The sequence below is a fragment of the Phenylobacterium sp. genome (assembly GCF_036563285.1).
In the GTDB taxonomy this organism is placed as follows: domain Bacteria; phylum Pseudomonadota; class Alphaproteobacteria; order Caulobacterales; family Caulobacteraceae; genus Phenylobacterium.
The window spans coordinates 879367-896867 of record NZ_DATCMR010000011.1 but is presented as its reverse complement, the minus strand read 5'-3'; the positions used below and the strand labels follow the sequence as shown (position 1 = coordinate 896867).

The window sequence follows — 17501 nt, the reverse complement described above, 5'->3', positions numbered from 1 at the left end:
CCCGCCACGCTTGTGCGTTGTGTGGCTAGTTGGGCGGGGCGTTGATGGCCTTCGAGGATCTCACCATAGGACTGCCGGCCCCTAGGCCTTTGCAGCTTGGCGAGGCGGCGCTGTTCCTTGACCTGGACGGCACGCTGGCGCCGATCGCCGCGCGTCCGCAGGATGTGCGCCCCGATCCCCGCCGCACCAGCCTCGTCCAGCGCCTGAACGAGGTGATGAAGGGCCGGCTGGCGGTGGTCAGCGGGCGCACCCTGGCCGACGTCGACCGCATCCTGGAAGGCCGCGTGACCTCGGTGGCGGCCGTGCACGGCCTGGTCCGGCGCTCGCCCGACGGCGTGGTGCAGGAGGCCCAGCCGCACCCCGCCCTGCCCTACGCCTTCGAGCGGTTCGAGGAGTTCGCCGCCCGCGATTCCGGGCTGATCGTCGAGGAGAAGGGCCTGTCGGTGGCCCTGCACTACCGCCTGGCCCGGCCCCACGCCCACCCCGCGCGGCTGCTCGCCTGCGAGATCGCCGAGGAGACCGGGCTCACCCTGCAGAGCGGCGACATGGTCGAGGAGCTGCGCACGCCAGGTCCGACGAAGGGCGACAGCGTCCAGAGCTTCCTCGACAAGAAGCCGTTCGCCGGCTGCACGCCGGTGTTCATCGGCGACGACGCCACCGACGAGCACGGCTTCGAGGCCGTGCATGCCGCCGGCGGCTACGGCGTCCTGGTGGGGCCGCCGCGCGAGACCCACGCCCGCTTCCGGCTCGCGGGGGTGGAAGAGGTGCTCTCCTGGCTAGAGGCCTCCCTATGACGAGGCTGATCGTCGTCTCCAACCGCGTGAGCCCGCCCAACTCGAAGGGCGAGGAGACCGTCGGCGGGCTGGCCATGGCCCTGGCCGCGGCCCTGCGCGAGTACTCGGGCCTGTGGTTCGGCTGGAGCGGCAAGACCACGCCGGACTTCACCGGCCAGCTGCAGATGATGAAGATCGACGGGGTCACCACGGCCACCATCGACATCGCCGAGGACGACTACGACGAGTACTACAACGGCTACGCCAACAAGACGCTCTGGCCGCTGCTGCACTACCGCACCGACCTGACGGCCTACGACCGCGCCTATGGCGAGGGCTACGAGCGGGTCAACAAGCGGTTCGCCGAGACGCTTCGTCCGCTCATCGAGAAGGACGACCTGATCTGGATCCACGACTACCACCTGATCCCGCTGGGGCGGGAGCTCAGGAAGCTGGGCGTGAAGAACCGGATCGGCTTCTTCCTGCACGTGCCGTGGCCGGCCTACCAGATCTTCACGACCCTGCCGGGGCACCGCAAGCTGGTGCAGGCGATGTTCGACTACGACCTGGTGGGCTTCCACACCCACGAGTACCAGCAGGCCTTCGAGGAATATGTGCTCACCGAGGCCGAGGGCGTCCAGATGCCCAACGGCTGCCTGAAGTGCTTCGGCCGCACCGTGAAGGTGGGCCACTTCCCGATCGGCATCGACGCCGCCGACTTCGCCCGCATGATGAAGAGCGCCCGGGCCAGCCGGATGCGGGACATCATGACCGCCTGCACCGTCTTCCGCAGCCTGATCGTGGGCGTCGACCGGCTGGACTATTCCAAAGGGCTGGAGGAGCGGTTCATCGGCTTCGAGCGGCTGCTGGCCGACAATCCGGACCTCAGGCGCGAAGTCCTGATGCTGCAGATCGCACCTGTCAGCCGCGAGGGCGTCGAGGCCTACCAGGAGATCCGCGGGCGGCTGGACGCGCTGTCGGGCCGGATCAACGGCGAGTTCGCCGACGTGGACTGGCAGCCGTTCCGCTATGTGAACAAGAACTACCGCCGCGACGAGCTGGCCGGGATCTATGGCGCGGCCCGCGTGGGCCTGGTGACGCCGCTGCGCGACGGCATGAACCTGGTCGCCAAGGAGTTCGTGGCCGCCCAGAACCCGGACGATCCCGGCGTGCTGGTGCTCTCCCGCTTCGCCGGCGCGGCCCGGCAGCTGAAGGAAGCGCTGCTGGTCAATCCGAACAGCCCGGAGGAGATGGCCGACGCCCTCAAGCGGGCGCTGACCATGGACAAGCCGGAGCGAATCCGGCGCTGGCGCGCTCTCTACGACAACGTCCAGCGCGAGGACGTCACCGCCTGGCGGGACGCCTTCGTCAACGAGCTCGCCGGCGTGGAGCCGAGGCGGACCGCGCTGGCCAGCTGACGGAGGGTCCTTGGCCGAGGCCGACAAGAAGCTCACCCGCTACCGCCAGATGCGGGACTTCTCGCAGACCGCGGAGCCCGCGGGCGCGGAGAAGACCAAGCCTTCGAACCGCCTGCGCTTCGTGATCCAGAAGCATGCGGCCACGCGCCTGCACTACGACTTCCGCCTGGAGCTGGACGGCGTCTTCCTGTCCTGGGCGGTGACCAAGGGCCCTTCGCTCAATACGGCCGACCGGCGCCTGGCCGTGCAGACCGAGGACCACCCGCTCGACTACGGCGACTTCGAAGGCACCATCCCCAAGGGCCAGTACGGCGGCGGCACGGTGATGCTGTGGGACCGCGGCTACTGGGAGCCGCAGGGCGACGCCCACGCCATGCTCAAGAAGGGCGACTTCAAGTTCCGCCTCGACGGCGAGCGGCTGCAGGGCTCGTTCGTGCTCGTGCGCATGAAGAAGCGCGACTTCGAGAAGAAGGAGAACTGGCTCCTCATCAAGCACCATGACGGCCACGAGTTGGACGAGGCCGGGCCGGTGGAGACGGAGCTGACCTCGATCGCCTCGGGCCGCACCATGGAGGAGATCGCCGCGGGCAAGGGCAAGGGCCCCAAGCCGTTCATGACCGGCGGCAAGGCGCGGGCCTCGGCCAAGGCGGTGTGGCAGTCCAACCGCGCTGAGAAGCAGGCCACGGAGGAGAAGCCGCGGGCCGCCGCGGCGCTGAAGGCGGCGCCGCCGCCGAAGCTGAAGGCCGCCGCCCTGCCCGGCTTCGTGCCGCCGGAGCTGACCAAGCCGGTGGACCGGCCGCCGCCGGGCGCCGGCTGGGGCCACGAGATCAAGTTCGATGGCTATCGGCTGCAGCTTCGGGTGCAGAAGGGCAAGGCCACCGTGAAGACCCGCAAGGGCCTCGACTGGAGCGGCAAGTTCAAGGAGATCGCGCTCGACGCCGGCAAGCTGCCCGACGGCATCTATGACGGCGAGGCCTGCGCGCTCGACCACAACGGCTCGCCGGACTTCCCGGCGCTCCAGGCGGCCATCTCCGACGGCAAGACGAAGGACCTGATCTACTTCGCCTTCGACGTGATGTTCCTGGACGGCGAGGACCTGCGCCAGCTGCCCTTGCGGGAGCGCAAGGCGCGGCTGAAGGCGGCGCTCGACGACGCGGGCAAGAAGGTGTGGCCGCGGATCCGCTACGTCGACCATTTCGAGACGGCGGGCGACGCGGTCCTTCAATCGGCCTGCCGGATGAGCCTGGAAGGCATCGTCTCCAAGCGGCTCGACGCGCCCTACCGCTCCGGCCGCAGCGAGAACTGGGTGAAGGCCAAGTGCCGCGCCGGGCACGAGGTGGTGATCGGCGGCTGGAGCGGCGAGGCTGGCCAACTGCGCTCGCTGCTGGTGGGCGTCTACCGCGACGACAAGCTGGTCTACGTCGGCCGGGTCGGCACCGGCTTCGGCCGCGACACGGTCGCCCGGGTGCTGCCCAGACTGCAGAAGGTCGCCGCCGAGAAGAGCCCCTTCACCGGCCCTAACGCGCCGAAGAAGGAAGCGAACCTGAACTGGGCCAGGCCCGAGCTGGTGGCCGAGATTGAATTCGCGGGCTTCACCGGCGGCGGCATGGTCCGGCAGGGGGCCTTCAAGGGCCTGCGCGAGGACAAGCCGGCGCAGGAGGTGGAGGCCGAGACGCCGATGCCGGTGGACTCCGAGCTCGCCGAGCCGACGCCGAAGAAGGCGACCGCGAAGTCCTCCATCGTGAAGGCGCCCTCGTCCGACGCCGTGGTGATGGGCGTGGTGATCTCCAACCCCAACAAGGCGCTGTGGCCCGACGACGGGACCGGCAAGCCGATCACCAAGCTGGAGCTCGCCCGCTACCTGGAGACGGTGGGCCCCTGGATGATGCGGCACATCGAGGGCCGGCCGTGCTCGATCATCCGCACGCCGGACGGCATCAATGGCGACCAGCGGTTCTTCCAGCGCCACGCCGGCAAGGGCTCCTCGGCCCTGATCACCGAGGTCGAGGTGTTCGGCGACCACAAGCCGTACCTGCAGCTCGACCGCATCGAGGCGCTGGCCGCCATGGCCCAGATCGGGGCCGTCGAGTACCACCCGTGGGGCAACCAGCCCTACACGCCCGAGGTCCCGGGGCGGCTGATCTTCGACCTCGACCCGGACGAGGACATCCCGTTCGAGCGGGTGATCGAGGGGGCGCTGACGGTGAAGGCGAAGCTCGAGGAGCTGGGCCTCGTGCCGTTCTGCAAGACCACCGGCGGCAAGGGCCTGCACGTGGTCACCCCGCTGAAGGGCGGGAAGGGCCAGATCGACTGGAAGATCGCCAAGAAGTTCGCCCAGGACGTCTGCCTGGAGATCGCCGCGCGCGAGCCTGCGAAGTACGTGGTCAACATGGCCAAGGCCAAGCGGGTGGGCCGGATCTTCCTCGACTACCTGCGCAATGACCGGATGAGCACGGCGGTGGCGCCGCTGTCGCCGCGGGCGCGGCCGCTGGCGCCCGTGTCGTTCCCGATCACCTGGGACCTGGTGAAGCCGGGCCTCGACCCGAAGAATTGGACGATCCGCACGGCGCCGGCGCTCTTGAAGAAGACCAAGGCCTGGGCCGACTACTTCGACAGCGAGCGGCCGCTGGAGCCCGCGATCCGGAAGCTGGGGCGATGAGCATGGGCAAGTGGGTCGGCATCCTGCTGGTGGCCATGATCGGCCTGGCGATCGTGGGGTTCGTGGTGGACGCGCTGCGGTTCTTCGCCGGCGCGGCGTTCGTGGTCTGCCTGCTGGTGCTGATCGGGCGGATGGTGATGGGGAAGAAGACGTAGGGCCTGTCCCTCTCCCGCTCCCTCTCCCTCTCCCGCTTGCGGGAGAGGGCCGGGGTGAGGCCCGGCTGGGCTGACTCCGGATGCCGGCACAAGGGCCGGCGGCCGGCCCGCTCGCACAGGGCCCTTGACCCGCCATCCGGCGCACCGCCGCTGCACGAGCCGGTCTTCACCCCTGCCCCTCTCCCGCCTCGGCGGGAGAGGGGGGGAGAACGCCCGACACATTCCGGAAACCTGGGGGCGCTAGCGGTTCGAAAACTCAGTACTTGGGGGAAACCGCATGTTCCGTCGCGCGCTTGTCGCCGCCGCCCTTTGCGTGGGCGTGCTGTCCACCTCGCAAGCCGTCGCGCAGGCGCCGCAGGCGGCACAGCCGCCCCGCTACCAGGCGCAGACCGCGGCGCCGGCCGGCGAGCCGCAGGTGGTGAAGGTCAGGCAGGGCGCGCTGAAGGGCAGCGTCGCGAACGGCGTGGCCTATCACCTGGGCATCCCCTTCGCCGCGCCGCCGGTGGGTGACCTGCGCTGGCGGCCGCCGCAGGCCGCGGCGGGCTGGACCGGCGAGCGTGACGCCACCAAGGCCGGCGCCGTCTGCCAGACCAATGAGGACTGCCTGTTCCTGAACGTGGTCCGGCCCGCCGGCGCCAGGAAGGGCCAGAAGCTGCCGGTGATGGTGTGGATCCACGGCGGCGCCTTCGTCACCGGCACGTCCATGGGCGCGTTCGGCGGCGACACCGAAGGCAGCGAGTTCGCCAGGAAGGGCATCGTCCACGTCAGCGCCAACCACCGCCTGGGCCGCCCGGGCTGGTTCGCCCATCCCGCGCTGACCCGCGAGGGGCATGGCGCGAACTACGGCCAGATGGACCAGATCGCGGCCTTGAAGTGGGTGCAGGCCAATATCGCCGACTTCGGCGGCGACCCGAAGAACGTCACCATCTATGGCGAGAGCGCCGGCGGCATCGCGGTGCTCTACCTGATGGGGACGCCGCAGACGAAGGGCCTGTTCCACAAGGCCATCGCCCACTCGAGCTTCGGCCGGGGCGAGCCGACGCCGCTGAAGGTGGCCGAGGAGACCGGGGTGAAAGTGGCCGAGGCCGCCGGCGTGAAGGGCTCCGACGCCGCCGCCGCCGCGGCCCTGCGCAAGCTGCCGCTGTCGGCGATCGCGCCGCAGGGCGGGCTGTCGGCGCCGGGCCGGCCGTTCCCGATCCTGGACGGCGACACCATCACCGCCTCGATCGCCGACACCTTCAAGGCCGGGCGCGAGCACAAGGTCCCGCTGGTGATTGGCGGCAACAGCCACGAGGCCAGCCTGACGCGGCCGACCGCGGCGATGCTGGACGCGATGCCGGAGGCCCAGCGCGCGGCGGTGACCAAGGCCTTCGACCCGCAGGGCTCGGGCGACAAGGCCCGCATCATCAACGACTACGTCACGGTGCGATCGATCACCGAGCCGGACCGGTTCATCGCGCGGCTGCACGCGAAGAACGGCGCGCCGACCTGGGTCTACTACTTCTCCTACGTCCCGGCGGCGGAGAGGGCGCGCAAGCCCTACGGCGCCGGCCACACCGACGAAATCCGCTTCGTGTTCGGCAGCCCGCGCAACAGCTTCGCGCCGGAGGACCTGCCGCTCTCCAACGCGATGAACACCCATTGGGCGAACCTCGCCAAGAAGGGCGATCCCGGCGCGCCGTGGCCGAGGTTCACCCTGGCGCGGGAAGCCCAGATCGAGTTCGGCGCCGACGGGCCGCAGCCGCGGGAGCGGTTCCTGAAGGACTGGCGCGACGCCGTGGAAGCCGAGTACGCGGCGCCGGCGAGGTGATCAGCGCTTGATCACGCTGATGTCGCCGTTGCGCTCCACCCACGCCTCGGCGACGTCCTTGCAGTCGAGCACGCCGCCTTCGCGCAAGGCTTCCTCGAGGTCGTGCTCGCCGATGCCGTGACGGCGCATGGCCTTGTGGTCGGGCTCGCCGTTCTGGACGATCCGCACCGGATTGCCCTTCAGCAGCGGCCCCAGCGGCCGGACGTGGGTGGCGAGCGCGACCAGGGCCGCGTGCAGCGCCACCAGCAGCGTCGTCGCCAGCAGGGTCTCCCAGAACGGCGCCGTGCCGGTCAGCGCCCGGCTGAGGTTCGAGCCGATGATCACCGACAGGATGATGTCGATGGCGCCCCACTTGCCGAACACCCGCTTGCCGGCGACGCGCACCAGCGCCAGGCCGAACAGCAGGATCAGCCCAGCGCGGACGCACATCTGCCACCAGCTGATGTCGTCCTTCTGCCCGAGCAGCTGGACCGAGAGGTCGGCGAGGCCGTCCATGGCTTAGGGCGTTCAGGCGCGCTTCTTGGCCGGCGTCTTCTTGGCGGCAGGCTTCTTGGCGGTCGACTTAGAGGTGGAGGCGGCCTTGCGGGGCGTGGCCTTGCGGCGTTCGCCGCCGCCGGAGGTCTGGCCCAGGCTGCGCTTGAGGGCCTCCATAAGGTCGATGACCTCGGCCTCCTTGGGCTCCTGCGGGGCGGTGACGGTGGCGCCCTTCTCCTTCTCCTTGATCAGGGCCCGCAGCGCGTCCTCGTAGCGGTCGGTGAACTGGCTGGGGTCGAAGGGGCCCTCCAGCTGGTCGATGATCTTGGCGGCGATCTCGATCATCTGGGCCGGCGGCTTCACCGCGGGGATGTTCCCGAAGATCTCCTTGGTGTCCTTCACCTCGCGCTTGTTGCGGATGGTGTAGGCGAGGATGCCCTTCTCCTTGGCCTCGAGCGCCATCAGCCGCTCGCGCTGGTGCATCACCAGGCGGCCGAGCGCCACGCGCCCCTCCTTCTTCATCGCCTCGCGGATGACGGTGAAGGCCTCCACGGCCATCTCGCCGTCCGGGGCCAGGAAGTAGGGGTCGTTCCAGTAGAGGCGGTCGATCTCGTCCTCGCCGACGAACCGCTCGATATCCAGGGTGCGGGTGGTGGGCAGGCGCACCGCCTTGATCTCCTCGTCGGTGACGACGACGTAGCGGCCCTTCTCGATCTCGTAGCCCTTGACGATCTCGGAGCGCTCCACGGGGCCGGTCTCCGGGTCGGTGGGGATCATCCGGATCCGGTTGTGGGTGTCCTTGTGCAGCATGTTGAAGTGCACCTCGCCGGTGCGCGAGGTGGCGGTGTAGAGCGCCACCGGGCAGCTCACGAGGGACAGTCGCAGGTAGCCCTGCCAGGTGGGGCGCGTGGCCATGCCGGTCTCCGGAGGCAAATTCCAGAGTCCGGAAACGCCGGGGTTGGCGATTCAGTTCGTTACTTTAGGCCCAGCGTCGGCAGCGCCGCCGTCTCCTGGGCGTCGAGCTGGACCTTGCGGAAGTTCGCCCGCAGGCCGGAGCTGGCGCCGAACTCCATCAGCTGGTCCCTGGCGGGGTCGTAGGCGGGCCAGGCCTGGCCGCCGCAGCGCGGGACGGAGGTCTTGGCGAATGAGACCCAGCAGGCGTGCATGAGGCTCGCCAGCCGCTTGTCCTCCTCCGAGACGACGCTCATCGGCGTGCGCCGGCCCCAGTATTCGAACACGTAGGGGATCTCGGCGGCGTGGGCGGCGGTGGTGGTCCCGGGGCGCATGCGCGTGGCGACATAGCTGAAGTGGTAGAGCCAGGCGGGCCTGCCGGGCGCGGCCCTGGCGGCCACCCAGCGGGCGGGGCCGCCGAACACCCGGTCGGTGAAGACGGCGCGGGCCAGCCGCTCGTCGCCGGCCGAGGCCTCGTCCCTGTAGATCGCGCGGGTGGTGGCGGGGATGGCGGCCACCTGCTGCGGGCTGACGCGCGGGCCCATCAGGCTGTCCTCGCCGGAGTTCCAGCCGATGATCAGCGGCACGTCGTCGAAACGGCCGCGGGCCAGCGCCTGGGTCGCCGTCTCGGTCATCAGCCGGCCGTCCACAAAGGGGGCGTAGTTCATGCTGACGGGGGTGAGCTTTTCCATCGGGATGGCGCGCAGCTCGGCGGCCGTGGCGCCGGAGAGCCCCGCCTTCTGCAAGGCCTCGGCGCCCTGCTTCTCCTTGGCCGCCAGGTCGAGGGGCTCGAACCAGCCCAGCCCCGACTGGACGATGGCCTTGCGGTAGAGGCCCTTGGCCTTGGGCGTGGCCAGCACGGCCAGGGTGGACATGCCGCCGGCGCTCTCGCCGAAGACGGTGACGTTCTTCGGATCGCCGCCGAAGGCGCGGATGTTCCGCTGCACCCACTGCAGGGCCGCGACCTGGTCCATTAGGCCGTAGTTGCCGAGCGGCTCGCCGGGCTTCGCAGCCTTGGTCAGCGCCGGGTGGGCGAAGTAGCCGAACGGGCCCAGCCGGTAGTTGATCGAGACCAGCACCACCCCGTCACGGGCGAAGTTGGAGCCGTCGTAGACCCAGCCGGCGCCGGTGCGGTGGCTGCCGCCGTGGATCCAGACCATCACGGGCGCGCGCTTCGCGCCCTTCGGGGCGAAGACGTTGAGCTGCAGGCAGTCCTCGGAGACCGGGCCGTTGGCGCCGCCGCCGTTCGGGCTGTTGTCCGCGTTCATCGGCTGCGGGCAGGAGGGGCCGTTCTGGGTGGCGTCGCGCTGGCCGGACCAGGGCTTCGCCCGCTGCGGCGGCGCCCAGCGGAGCTGGCCAACCGGCGGGGCGGCGAAGGGGATGTTGCGGAAGACGTTGGCCCGGTCGTTGGCCTCCCCGGCCACGACGCCGGTCTCGATCTTCGCCTTCACCGGCTGGGCGCCGGCCGCGCCGGCGGCCATGAGCACGGCGGCGGCGATGAAGCTGACGATGCGGACCACGGACGGCCTCCCCTTGTTCGTTGTGGGAAGGATTCGGCGCGGGTGGTGCGCGGTCAATGGAAATCCCGGCTGCGGATCAGGCGGCCGGTGACCTTGCTGCGGACGGACGGCGCCGGCGGGACCTTTTCCGCGACCTCTCCGTCGCGCATGGCCGAGAGCTTCCAGGAGAGGTCGGTGAAGCGCTCGGCGACCAGGTGGATCACCTCGCCTTCCTTCTGCAGCTGGCCGTGGACGACAAGGAAGGACGCGCCCATCACCAGCCTGCGGTTGGCCTCGAAACAGTCGCGCCAGACCACCACGTTGGCGATGCCGGTCTCGTCCTCCAGCGTCATGAACACCACGCCCTTGGCGGTGCCCGGCCGCTGGCGCACCAGCACCAGGCCGCCCACCGCGCAGCGGCGGCGGTCGCGCATCGTGGCGAGCGCGGCGCAGGGGACCACCTTGGCGCGCACCAGCTCCTCGCGGAAGAAGCCGACGGGGTGGGCCTTCAGGGACAGGCTGGTGGTCCGGTAGTCCTCGGCCACGTGCTGCGGCTGGCTCATGAACGGCAGCTGGACCTGGGCCTCGCGGGGCGCGTTGCGGGCGATCAGGGGCGCGTCGTCCTCGGCGCCGATCTCGCCGGCCATGCCCTTCACCGCCCAGAGCGCGGCGCGGCGGTCGAGGCCCACCGAGCGGAAGGCGTCCGCCTCGGCCAGCAGCTCCAGCGAGCGGCGCGACAGCCCGGCGCGGAGCACGAAGTCCTCCACCGTGGAGGCGCCGGCCTCCCGCGCGGCCATCAGCCTGCGCGCCTCCTCCTCCTTGAGCCCCTTGACCTGGCGCAGGCCCAGGCGGACCGGCCGGTACGGCGTGCGCGGATCGTCCTTCTCCTCCAGCGTGCAGTCCCAGTCGGAGAAGGTGATGTCCGGTGCGCGGATCTCGACGCCGTGGTCGCGGGCGTCGCGGACCAGCTGGGCCGGCTGGTAGAAGCCCATGGGCTGGCTGTTCAGGAGCCCGGCCAGGAAGGCGTCTGGGTGGTGCTTCTTCACCCAGGCCGAGGCGTAGACCAGCAGCGCGAAGCTGATGGCGTGACTCTCCGGGAAGCCATAGGAGCCGAAGCCTTCGATCTGCTTGAAGCAGCGCTGGGCGAAGTCGGGATCGTAGCCGCGCGCCGCCATGCCGTTGATGAACTTGTCGCGGTACTCGTGCAGCTTGCCGTTGGCGCGGAAGGTGGCCATCGACCGGCGCAGGCCGTCGGCCTCGTCGTCGGTGAACTTCGCCGCCTCGATGGCCAGCCGCATGGCCTGCTCCTGGAACAGCGGCACGCCCAGGGTCTTGCCGAGCACCTGCTTCAGCTCGTCCTTGTCGCCGTGGTCCGGATGCGGCGCCGGCCACTCCGCCTTCTCCGTACCTTCGCGGCGGCGCAGGTAGGGGTGCACCATGTCCCCCTGGATCGGGCCGGGCCGGACGATCGCCACCTCGATGACCAGGTCGTAGAACTTCCGCGGCTTGAGGCGGGGCAGCATCGACATCTGCGCGCGGCTCTCCACCTGGAACACACCGACCGAGTCGGCGCGGCAGAGCATCTCGTAGACCTCCGGGTCGGCCTGCGGGATGTGCGCGATGTCGGTGATCCTCGTCCCGTCGGGCAGGGCGGGGAGCATCTCGAAGCTCTTGCGCAGCGCCGTCAGCATGCCGAGCGCCAGGATGTCGACCTTCATCAGGCCCAGCGCGTCGATGTCGTCCTTGTCCCACTCGATGAAGGTGCGGTCGGGCATGGCGGCGTTGCCGATCGGCACCGTCTCGTCGAGCCGGCGCTTGGTCAGCACATAGCCGCCGACGTGCTGCGAGAGATGCCGCGGGAAGCCCAGCAGCTCCTGGGCCAGGGCCGTGGCGCGGCGGATCTCCGGCGCGTCGGGATCGAGGCCCACCTGCCGGATATGCTCGTCGGGCACGCCGTCGCCGTAGGAGCCCCAGACCGTGTTGGCGAGGGCGGCGGTGATGTCCTCGGTCAGGCCCAGCGCCTTGCCCACCTGGCGGATGGCCATCCGCGGGCGGTAGTGGATCACGGTCGCCACGATGGCGGCGCGCTCGCGGCTGTAGCGCCGGTAGACGTACTGCATCACCTCCTCGCGCCGCTCGTGCTCGAAGTCGACGTCGATGTCCGGCGGCTCGCCCCGCTTCTCCGAGATGAAGCGGGAGAACAGCAGGTCCTGGTCCGGCGCGGTGGGATCGACGGCGGTGACGCCCAGGCAATAGCAGACGCAGGAGTTGGCGGCGGACCCGCGGCCCTGGCACAGGATGCTCTGGTCCCGCGCCCACTGGACGATGTCGTGGACGGTGAGGAAGTAGTTGGGGAAGCCCAGCTTCTCGATCAGGTCGAGCTCGTGGGCGACGAGCTTCTTCACCTTCTCGGGCACGCCGGCGGGATAGCGCCACTCGGCGCCCGCCCAGGCGAGGTCGCGCAGGTGCTGGATCGCGGTCTTGCCCGGAGGCACCGGCTCGTCGGGATATTCGTAGGAGAGCTGCGAGAGGTCGAAGCCGATCCGCTCGGCGATCTCGACGCTGCGCTCCACCGCGCCCGGGAAGCGAGCGAACAGCCGCGCCATCTCCTGCGGGCTCTTCAGGTGGCGCTCGGCGTTGGCCTCCAGCCTGAGCCCCGCCTCCTGGATGGTGCAGGTCTCGCGGATGCAGGTGAGCACGTCCTGCAGGGCCCGCCGCTCGGGGCCGTGGTAGAGCACGTCGTTCACCGCCACCATCGCAGCGCCGTGCGCCTGGCCCAGGGCCGCGAGACGCGAGAGACGGTTCAGGTCGCGCGCGCCGTACCTGCGTGCGCCCGCCAGCCAGACGTCGGGCAGCTCGCCGCAGATGCGGCGCAGGTCGGCCTCGAACCTCTCGTCGATCCGGTCGGGCGGAACGACCAGCACGAGCTGGCCTTCGGCGTGGGCGAGGAAGTCCGCCCAATCGAGCTCGCACCCGCCCTTCTCGGCCCGTAGCTGGCCCACGGTCAGCAGGCGGGTGAGGCGGCCGTAGGCCTCGCGGTCCGAGGGATAGACCAGCAGGCTCGGCGTGCCGTCGGCGAAGTCGAGCCGGCAGCCGGTGAGCGCGCGGATCTTCGAGCCGGCCTCGTGGCGCCGCTGCATCTCCGACCAGGCGCGCACCACGCCGGCCAGCGAGTTGCGGTCGCAGATGCCGATGGCCTCGATCCCCAGGGCGTCGGCGCCGAACACCAGCTCGCCCGGATGCGAGGCCCCGCGCAGGAACGAGAAGTTGGTGGCGGCCTGCAGCTCGGCGTAGCGGACCGTCATGTGAGGTCCGTGTGGGGGTTGAAGCAGACCTCCCAGACGTTGCCCTCGGGGTCGGCGAAGTAGCCGGAGTAGCCGCCCCACGGATGCGCCTTGGGCGTCGCCCTGACGGAGGCCCCGGCGGCCAGGGCCTCGGCGAACACGCTGTCGACCGCCTCGCGCGACGGCACGTTGTGGGAGACTACGACGCCGCCGAACCCAAAGCCTTCGGCGGAGAGACCGGCCTCGGCGGCCTGCGCCTCGCGCGGGAAAAGGCCGAGCCAGGTCCCCTCCAGCTTGAACATCACCATCTCGTCCCCGGGGGTATAGTTGGGCGTGGGGAAGCCCAGGCCGTCCCGGTAGAAGGCGACCATCTTCTCCAGGTCTCGGGCGCCGAAGGTGATCAGGCTGATCTTCGGTTTCATCGGGCTCTCCTCATCCGAACATCCCGTGCAGCCACCACTTGGCCGGCTCGCGCGGGTCGTACAGCCCGGCGCGGAAGACCCAGAAGCGCTGCCCGTCGGCGTCCTCCACCCGGTAGTAGTCGCGGACGTGGCCGACCGAGACGTCCTCGATCTGGCCCTTCCACCATTCCTCGCCGATCCGTTCCGGCCCCTCCGCCCGGCGCACCCGGTGCGTGCGGCCGCGCCAGCGGAACTGGTTGGGGGGATCGTCCGGGGTCAGCGCGATGACGGCGTCCAGCGGCTCCGGCTTGCGGAACAGGCGCACGGGCCGGGGCGCCTCCGGGTCCCACGCCCGCGCCTCGGGGGGCGGCGCGAGCGGCCGGGCGCGGCCGACCGAGAGCTCCGGCACGTGGCTTTCGACCGGCACGGCGCGCCAGACCCGGTCCTCGCCCAGGCGGTTGGCCAGCCGGTCGACCAGCGGGGCGAGCCCGTCCTCCACCGCGGCCTCGCGGCGGGCGTCGAGCTTCACCTGTCGGCCGGAGATCGGCTCCACCTCGAAGGCGGCGATGGTCACCACCTCGATTCCGAAGCCGGGGTCCACCGCCTCGACCTTGGGGACCAGGAGCTTGGCGATGCGGCCCGCGTCCCGCCCCGGCAGCGAGAGCCCGGCGGCCACCGGCAGGGCCTTGCCGTCCAGCCGGTGGTAGCAGAGCTCGAACCTGCGCGCGCCCTGGCCTTCGGCCTCCAGCCGGGCGCAGAGCCTGGCGGTGACGTCGTGTGCGACGCGGGCCATGTCCTCCGGCGCGCTGATCGGCTCGGCGAAGGCCAGCCGCGCGATCCACGGCGTCGGCGGGCGGCGGAAGGTCAGCGCCTCCTTCGCCCGGCCCAGCGCCTGGTCGAGGCGCTCCAGCGTCGCCTGTCCGAACCGGCGGCCGAGCGGGGCGCGCGGCAGCTCCATGAGCTGGCCGAGCCGGCGGAAGCCGAGACGCTCGATCTGGGCGGCGGCCTCGGCGTCCAGCCTGAGCGCCTGCGGCGGCAGGGGCGCCAGCAGGTCGGCCTGCCCGCCCGGCGGGGCGATGGTCCGGTCCCGGCCGTAGTGGGCCAGCGCCCAGGCCGCGCCCGGGGTGTCGGCGATGGCGCCGCGGAACGGCAGGCCGTTGGTTCCGAGCCGATCCAGGAAGTCGGCCAGCAGCTCGGCCTCATCGCCCCACAGGTGGGCCACGCCGGAGACGTCCAGGAACAGGCCGTCCGGCGCGTCGGCGGCCACCGCCGGGGCGAAGCGCACGCACCAGTCGACAAGGGCGCTCAGCGCCTCGGCGTCCTTCTCGGGCTCGGCCTCGGCGGTGACGAGCTCCGGCGCGATCGCCTTGGCGTCCGTCGCCTTCTGGCCGGGATAGAGCTTCAGCTGCGCGGCCTCGAGGCTCACGGCCGCGATCCTGCGCACGCCCCTCGCGGTTTCGAGGAGGGCGAAGGGCGGAGGCTCAGGCGGCGTGTCGGACGGGTTGCGCCGGCGCCAGTTCGCGATCGCCCAGGTCGGCGACCAGGCGCAGAGGATGCGCGACATCCTGCGTCTCCAGTGAATAAAGGCCCGCGGCTTCGAGCAGCCACGCGCCGGTGCGGCCGCCGCGGCAGCGTTCGAGGGTGACGGCCCAGCGCGGCGCGCCCAGGCCGAGTTCGCCGGCGGCGGGCTCCGAGGGCGCCGGGGCGACCCGCCAGCGGGTGGCGGCGGTCGAGCCGGCCGCCTCGCGCTTCGCCGTCCCGCCGTAGGGCCGGCGACGGATCACGAACCCGGTGGACCCCAGCTTCTCGCAGGCCAGCTGCAGGCGGCGGCCGGCGGTGAGGTCCACGGCCTCCACCTCCCCGAAGACGCACGCGACGCCGACGGTGGCGAGCGCATCCTCCATGACCGAGAGCGCGTCGGCCTCGTCGCGGGCGCAAACCTGGATCAGCTTCTCCGCCGGGAAGCCCAGCCCCGCCAGACCCGGCGCCCAGAGGTCGTCGCGGCGCACCACCCAGACCGCCTCGCCCCGCTTCGCCAGCGGCGTGGCCATGAGCGCAGCGAAAGCGGCCGGCGCGGCGGCGGTCTCCACCTCCATCCCGTCGGCTGTCAGCTCGTGCCAGCGGCCGAGCGGCAGGCCCCCGCCCGGCAGGCAGGCGTCGATCCGGTCGTTCCCGAACGGCACGGAGTCGGAGTCCGCCCGCCCGCCCGCCTCAAGGGCGGCGATCTTCGCCTTGAGGGCGGCCAGCCCTCGCGCGCGAAAATCGGACATGGCTTCAGGACTCCTTTTGTTCCATCTTTGTTCTAAACCCGGCACAGGGGGAGTCAAGTTCCCCCTCGTCCGCATTTGACGCAGGGACAGCCCCGCTCCAAGGTTCGGTATGGCGACGCTGCCCGGTCACAGAGGCGGCGCGTGGGAGGGAGACATCACCATAAGCAACGACACGTCGAACGGCGTGGGCCGCCGCGCGGTCCTGGGGGCTGCGCTGGCCGCAGGCGCAGCCATCGCCGCGCCTGCGCTGGCCCAGACGCCGCGGGCTCCGGCCCGGCCGCCGGCGGGGCTCGGCACGGGCGCGACCCCGCGCAAGCTCTTCCAGACCACCGAGACCGCCACCGGCCGGGTGATGGGCATCGCCAACGGCCCCATCTGGGAGTTCCGCGGCATCCCCTACGGCGCGCCGACCGGCGGACGGAACCGCTGGATGCCGCCCCGGCCCGCGGCGGCCTGGGGCGGGGTGCGCGAGTGCTTCGCCTTCGGCCAAATCTGTCCGCAGACCCAGTCGGACCTGCGCGGGGAATACGGCCAGCTGATCATGTGGGACCGTCACGTGGGCGGCATGGGCGAGGACTGCCTGGTCCTCAACGTCTGGACGCCCAATACCGAGCGCAGCGCGCGAAAGCCGGTGTTCGTATCGTTCCACGGGGGCGGCTTCGCCACAGGCTCCGGCAACGGCCCGGGCTTCGACGGCAAGCAGCTCGCCCTCTTCGCCGACGCGGTGGTGGTGACGATCAACCACCGGCTGGCCAGCTTCGGCTACGCCAACCTGGTGGGCGCCGGCGCGCCGGCCGAGTTCCGCTACGCCGGGGTCTGCGGCGCCATGGACATGGTCGCCTCGCTGCAGTGGGTGCGCCAGAACATCGAGGCGTTCGGCGGCGACCCCAACCGGGTGATGATCTTCGGCCAGTCGGGGGGCGGGGCGAAGACCTCGACGGTGCTGGCCATGCCGGGCGCCAAGGGCCTGTTCCATTCCGCCGCCATCCAGTCGGGCTCGGCGTTGCGGCTGGCGACGCCGGAGACCAGCGCGCAGGCCACCGAGCGGTTGATCAAGCAGCTGGGGCTCACCCGCCGCAACGCCGCCGACGCCCAGCGCCTGCCCTGGCAGCAGATCCTGGAGGCGCAGACGGCGGTGGGCGCCAACTTCTCGCCGGTGATCGGCACCGACGCCCTGCCGCACCACCCCTTCGATCCGGCCGCCCCGCCGGAGAGCCACGACGTGCCGATCATCGTCGGCACCACGCTGGAGGACGCCGCGCTCTCGCTGACCAACTTCGACCTGACGGAGGACGGGCTGCGCGCGCTGCTGGAGCAGCGCTACCCCGGCAAGGGCCGCGACCTGGTGGGGCTCTACCGGAAGTACGATCCGATCGCGACGCCGTACCTCATCCAGGCCCAGGCCGGCGGCCGGCGCAGCGCCTATACGCTGGCCACCCGCAAGAGCCAGGCGGGCGGCGCCCCGGCCTACATGTTCCAGTGGAACTGGCGCACGCCCGCCTACGACGGGAAATTCGGGGCGGTGCACGGCATCGACGTCTCCGCCTCGTTCCACTCGTACCGTGACGGCTTCTTCAACGGCACGCTTGAGGGCAAGCGGATGGCCGACCGGTTCGCTTCGGCATGGTCGTCATTCGTGCGCACGGGCAACCCGAACAACGAGCGCCTGCCGCCGTGGCAGCCCTACGACGACGCGCGCCGGGCGGTGATGATCTTCGACGACGACACGCGGGTGGACTTCAACCCGCGCGCCGAGATCCGTGCCTGGTGGGACGCCAATCCGCCGGCGCCGGGACCGCGCGGCTGA

The 17501-nt window shown here is 71.1% G+C and carries 13 protein-coding genes; 6 read left to right on the top strand and 7 right to left on the bottom strand.

The window, feature by feature from the left end:
* Window positions 1-44 precede the first annotated feature (44 nt).
* The 5 genes from otsB to VIL76_RS15160 all read left to right on the top strand — a co-directional run bounded on the left by otsB (window position 45) and on the right by VIL76_RS15160 (window position 6815).
* Complete coding sequence (otsB, locus tag VIL76_RS15180; protein ID WP_332045871.1) at window positions 45-794, top strand: trehalose-phosphatase; 750 nt, start codon at window positions 45-47, stop codon at window positions 792-794.
* On the top strand, window positions 791-2191 hold the full coding sequence (locus VIL76_RS15175; protein WP_332045870.1) for an alpha,alpha-trehalose-phosphate synthase (UDP-forming): 1401 nt from the start codon (window positions 791-793) through the stop codon (window positions 2189-2191). The genes otsB and VIL76_RS15175 overlap by 4 nt, the downstream gene beginning before the upstream one ends.
* 49 nt (window positions 2192-2240) lie before the next feature.
* The gene (ligD, locus tag VIL76_RS15170) at window positions 2241-4850 is read left to right on the top strand and encodes a DNA ligase D (protein WP_414695445.1); all 2610 of its coding nucleotides are present in this window, start codon (window positions 2241-2243) and stop codon (window positions 4848-4850) included.
* A complete protein-coding gene (locus VIL76_RS15165) occupies window positions 4847-5005 on the top strand; it encodes a hypothetical protein (RefSeq protein WP_332045868.1) in 159 nt (52 codons plus the stop codon). Before ligD ends, VIL76_RS15165 begins: the two co-directional genes overlap by 4 nt.
* Window positions 5006-5282: 277 nt before the next feature.
* Window positions 5283-6815 (top strand): carboxylesterase/lipase family protein, encoded by a 1533-nt coding sequence (locus VIL76_RS15160; RefSeq protein ID WP_332045867.1) that lies wholly within the window; start codon window positions 5283-5285, stop codon window positions 6813-6815.
* Here VIL76_RS15160 and VIL76_RS15155 read toward each other — a convergent pair whose 3' ends face one another.
* The 7 genes from VIL76_RS15155 to VIL76_RS15125 are packed head-to-tail and all read right to left on the bottom strand — an operon-like array spanning window position 6816 to window position 15694.
* On the bottom strand, window positions 6816-7310 hold the full coding sequence (locus VIL76_RS15155) for a DUF421 domain-containing protein (RefSeq protein WP_332045866.1): 495 nt from the start codon (window positions 7308-7310) through the stop codon (window positions 6816-6818).
* A 12-nt stretch (window positions 7311-7322) separates the two neighbouring features.
* Complete coding sequence (locus tag VIL76_RS15150; protein WP_332045865.1) at window positions 7323-8204, bottom strand: Ku protein; 882 nt, start codon at window positions 8202-8204, stop codon at window positions 7323-7325.
* A 59-nt stretch (window positions 8205-8263) separates the two neighbouring features.
* Entirely contained in the window at window positions 8264-9760 is a 1497-nt protein-coding gene (locus tag VIL76_RS15145) for a carboxylesterase/lipase family protein (RefSeq protein ID WP_332045864.1), read from the bottom strand.
* A gap of 53 nt (window positions 9761-9813) precedes the next feature.
* Window positions 9814-13044 (bottom strand): error-prone DNA polymerase, encoded by a 3231-nt coding sequence (locus VIL76_RS15140; RefSeq protein WP_332045863.1) that lies wholly within the window; start codon window positions 13042-13044, stop codon window positions 9814-9816.
* Window positions 13041-13445 (bottom strand): VOC family protein, encoded by a 405-nt coding sequence (locus VIL76_RS15135; RefSeq protein WP_332045862.1) that lies wholly within the window; start codon window positions 13443-13445, stop codon window positions 13041-13043. The genes VIL76_RS15140 and VIL76_RS15135 overlap by 4 nt, the downstream gene beginning before the upstream one ends.
* A gap of 10 nt (window positions 13446-13455) precedes the next feature.
* Window positions 13456-14988 carry a DUF6504 family protein gene (locus VIL76_RS15130; protein ID WP_332045861.1) on the bottom strand — a complete coding sequence of 511 codons (1533 nt, stop codon included), beginning with the start codon at window positions 14986-14988 and terminating at the stop codon, window positions 13456-13458.
* On the bottom strand, window positions 14906-15694 hold the full coding sequence (locus VIL76_RS15125) for a protein imuA (RefSeq protein ID WP_332045860.1): 789 nt from the start codon (window positions 15692-15694) through the stop codon (window positions 14906-14908). Before VIL76_RS15125 ends, VIL76_RS15130 begins: the two co-directional genes overlap by 83 nt.
* Window positions 15695-15803: 109 nt before the next feature.
* Here VIL76_RS15125 and VIL76_RS15120 point away from each other — a divergent pair, with 109 nt between their 5' ends.
* Complete coding sequence (locus tag VIL76_RS15120; protein ID WP_332045859.1) at window positions 15804-17501, top strand: carboxylesterase/lipase family protein; 1698 nt, start codon at window positions 15804-15806, stop codon at window positions 17499-17501.

What these genes read in the sequence shown, in the direction of transcription:
- ligD (WP_414695445.1), top strand. Translation starts at nt 2,241, where the DNA reads ATGCGGGACTTCTCGCAGACCGCGGAGCCCGCGGGCGCGGAGAAGACC.
- VIL76_RS15135 (WP_332045862.1), bottom strand. Translation starts at nt 13,445, where the DNA reads ATGAAACCGAAGATCAGCCTGATCACCTTCGGCGCCCGAGACCTGGAG.
- otsB (WP_332045871.1), top strand. Translation starts at nt 45, where the DNA reads ATGGCCTTCGAGGATCTCACCATAGGACTGCCGGCCCCTAGGCCTTTG.
- VIL76_RS15125 (WP_332045860.1), bottom strand. Translation starts at nt 15,694, where the DNA reads ATGTCCGATTTTCGCGCGCGAGGGCTGGCCGCCCTCAAGGCGAAGATC.
- VIL76_RS15165 (WP_332045868.1), top strand. Translation starts at nt 4,847, where the DNA reads ATGAGCATGGGCAAGTGGGTCGGCATCCTGCTGGTGGCCATGATCGGC.
- VIL76_RS15130 (WP_332045861.1), bottom strand. Translation starts at nt 14,988, where the DNA reads ATGTCGCGCATCCTCTGCGCCTGGTCGCCGACCTGGGCGATCGCGAAC.
- VIL76_RS15140 (WP_332045863.1), bottom strand. Translation starts at nt 13,044, where the DNA reads ATGACGGTCCGCTACGCCGAGCTGCAGGCCGCCACCAACTTCTCGTTC.
- VIL76_RS15155 (WP_332045866.1), bottom strand. Translation starts at nt 7,310, where the DNA reads ATGGACGGCCTCGCCGACCTCTCGGTCCAGCTGCTCGGGCAGAAGGAC.
- VIL76_RS15160 (WP_332045867.1), top strand. Translation starts at nt 5,283, where the DNA reads ATGTTCCGTCGCGCGCTTGTCGCCGCCGCCCTTTGCGTGGGCGTGCTG.
- VIL76_RS15150 (WP_332045865.1), bottom strand. Translation starts at nt 8,204, where the DNA reads ATGGCCACGCGCCCCACCTGGCAGGGCTACCTGCGACTGTCCCTCGTG.
- VIL76_RS15120 (WP_332045859.1), top strand. Translation starts at nt 15,804, where the DNA reads ATGGCGACGCTGCCCGGTCACAGAGGCGGCGCGTGGGAGGGAGACATC.
- VIL76_RS15175 (WP_332045870.1), top strand. Translation starts at nt 791, where the DNA reads ATGACGAGGCTGATCGTCGTCTCCAACCGCGTGAGCCCGCCCAACTCG.